At 43.2% G+C, this 3081-nt stretch carries 2 protein-coding genes and 1 pseudogene; all 3 read left to right on the forward strand.

The window, feature by feature from the left end:
• Positions 1–296: 296 nt before the first annotated feature.
• Positions 297–1541, forward strand: a complete 1245-nt coding sequence (locus AB4496_RS21490; protein WP_009847627.1) for a maltose ABC transporter substrate-binding protein — start codon at positions 297–299, stop codon at positions 1539–1541.
• Between the two features lie 127 nt (positions 1542–1668).
• Entirely contained in the window at positions 1669–2952 is a 1284-nt protein-coding gene (locus tag AB4496_RS21495; RefSeq protein ID WP_009847628.1) for a carbohydrate ABC transporter permease, read from the forward strand.
• A gap of 37 nt (positions 2953–2989) precedes the next feature.
• A pseudogene (locus AB4496_RS21500) lies at positions 2990–3081 on the forward strand (sugar ABC transporter permease); the annotation flags it as partial.

The raw sequence follows: 3081 nt of genomic DNA on the forward strand, positions 1-3081 counted from the left end.
GAGATCAATCACCCTTGACTGCGGAGATTATTGATCACCATCACAAACGGTAGGCTTTTCATTAATCTAAGTATCAAAATGAACAAAGCACCGTTTAAAACCCCCAATAAACAAGACATAAAACCCTATAGCTACCAGATGTAAAAAGCACAAACAGAAGGTGATAACTGTCACAAATACGCTGGTATTTTAACCAGGTAATGTTGACATATTGTCGGCGAGACATAACATAGTAGTACTTAACGAACGACTACTATGATTTTAAATAGCGCGGTGTCAGTATGAAAAATTCAGGAATGAAAAAGAATCTATTCGCGGCAGCCTTAATGGCGGCAACGTTAACGACCAGTACATTAACGGCTGCAGCAGATGCAAACGCAGACACAATTCAGCCAGAAAATGGGGCTGAGTTGTTAATCTGGACCGACAAAACAACACTCGACTACATGGAGTACGCCGCTCAGTCCTTTAATAAGGAGTTAGGATACGATATTGATTTTTCATTCCGTGGGTTAGCGCCTATCGATGCCGCTTCTCGTTTGATTCAGGATGGCGGCTCTGCTCGCGTGGCAGATGTAGTCGAGATTGAACATGACTTATTGGGGCGATTAGTCGTGGCAGGTGGGGCGATGGAGAATCTGGTATCTGCCGAACGTATCTCGAATACTTTTATGCCAAATGCGATTAATGCGTCTCAAGCTGAAGGGGTGAGCTATGGCTTCCCAGTTAGCTTCGCCACTACCGCTCTGTTCTACAATAAAGATTTACTGACTAAAGCACCTGAAACTTTTGAAGAAATTATTGAATTTTCAAAAACTTTCAACAATAAGCAAGAGCATAAATACGCACTGCTTTGGGACATACAGAACTATTACGAGTCTCGTATGTTTGTCACGCTTTACGGCGCATACGAATTTGGTAATAACGGTACCGATGCAAAAGACATCGGCATCAATTCTGAAAAAGCCCAACAAGGCTTAGAAGCAATGAAAACCCTGCAAGTGGCCAACAATTCAAATCCAGTTGATATGCGCAACCCGCAAGTACGTCGTGGCTTATTTAATGAAGGAAAAGTCGCCGCTATTATCGACGGCCCTTGGGCAATCGAAGGGTATCAAGAATCAGGGATAAATCTTGGTGTTGTACCTATGCCTAAATTAGCAGGCCAACAACCACGCACTTTTGCAACTGTTCGTCTTGCGGTTGTGTCTTCTTACACTGAGTATCCGAAAGCCGCACAATTATTTGCTGACTACCTTACTTCCGACGCGATGCTGAAAAAACGCTATGAGATGTCAAGAGCACTCCCTCCGATCCAGTCAGTTATGGAAGAGATCATTGTTGATGCCGATGAAGCCACTTACGCCATTATTACGCAAGGTTTCTACTCAGACGCAATGCCATCGATTCCTGAAATGGGCTTCATTTGGTCACCAATGGCCAGTGCTATTACAGACTACTGGGTAAACGATAAACCTGCGAGTTCTGTTCTTGACCGTGCGCTTTCGATCATCGAAGAACAAATAGAATTACAAGAGTAACCTCTGAACTCCCGTCGCGACTTACAAGCGACTTAGCTCATGCGCTGTGTCATAAAGCCACAGCGCTAGTTCAGGGCGTGACCAGAAAACGAATACATAACGACAACCTAAACAATAGAGATAAACAATGTTGTTAACAGAGAATCAGCCGGCATCGCGAATGCCCGCTTCACTCCTTATTATGGGGAGTACACAGATCGTAAAAGGTCATTGGATAAAAGGCGGTGTATTTTTAGCCATGCAGCTAATCACATTGTTGATTCTCCCGGAGCTGTTGGCCTCGCTAAAAGGCTTAGTCACTTTAGGAGATGTCGCTCAAGTTCGTGAAGGCTTTAAAATATTACAGGGCGATAACTCGGTCTTTATGTTGGTCGAAGGGGTCATAGCCCTACTCTACAGCTTCTTATTCATCTGTCTGTACATCGCTAATGTCCAAGATGCAAAAGTCAGCCTTAAGTCACGACTGAACCTTCGAGAACAATTTAAAGACATTTACGACCAAAAGTTCGCGTTCATCATGCTATCGCCAGCTTTTATTGCCAGTATCGCATTCATTATTTTACCAATCATAATTACGGTACTCGTCTCTTTCACTAACTATTCGGCACCTCATCATATCCCACCAAGAAACCTTGTAGATTGGGTGGGGTTTAAAAACTTTGTTTCACTATTTGAACTGAAAATATGGTCGAGCACTTTCTTCGGTGTCGCTTCTTGGACGGTTCTGTGGGCATTTTTTGCCACCATATGTACTTGTGGGTTTGGTTTTTTACTGGCGCTTGCGCTACAAAATCGAAACATTAAAGCAAAAAAAGCATGGCGCTTTATCTTTATTCTCCCTTATGCCATTCCTGCTTTCGTGACCTTATTGATGTTCCGCTTGCTACTGAATGGTATTGGACCAGTCAACGCAACGTTAAACTCGTGGGGCTTTGATTCGATTGCCTTCTTATCAGACCCTTTCACCGCAAAAATTACCGTTATCGCGGTGAGTGTTTGGGTTGGCGCACCTTACTTTATGCTGCTTATTGCAGGGGCACTGACTAACATTTCAAGCGAACTTTATGAAGCCAGTGAAGTCGATGGTGCAAGCAAGTTCCAGCAATTTAAAGAAATCACCCTGCCTATGGTGTTGCACCAAGTGGCCCCATCGTTGGTCATGACCTTTGCCCATAACTTCAATAACTTTGGGGCGATTTACCTGTTAACCGAAGGGGGTCCTATCAACCCTGAATATCGATTCGCAGGACATACCGACATTTTGATCACTTGGATTTACAAGCTCACGCTCGACTTCCAGCAGTATCAAATCGCTTCGGTTATCTCAATCATTATCTTCTTGTTCTTGTCTGGTATTGCGATATGGCAATTCAGCCGCATGAAGTCATTCAAAGACGATGTAGGTATGTAACATGGCTAATTTAAATAGTACGAATAAGTTAATTAACATGGACAAATACATTGGAAAAATAGGCACCCTAGTCGTGTACCTATTTCTCATTGCCAACGCATTATTAGTACTTGGACCAGTGATTTGGAC

The sequence above is a fragment of the Vibrio sp. 10N.222.46.A1 genome (assembly GCF_041473595.1).
In the GTDB taxonomy this organism is placed as follows: domain Bacteria; phylum Pseudomonadota; class Gammaproteobacteria; order Enterobacterales; family Vibrionaceae; genus Vibrio; species Vibrio tasmaniensis_A.

Coding starts and splice junctions, on each gene's coding strand:
- AB4496_RS21495 (WP_009847628.1), top strand. CDS start 1,669: ATGTTGTTAACAGAGAATCAGCCGGCATCGCGAATGCCCGCTTCACTC.
- AB4496_RS21490 (WP_009847627.1), top strand. CDS start 297: ATGAAAAAGAATCTATTCGCGGCAGCCTTAATGGCGGCAACGTTAACG.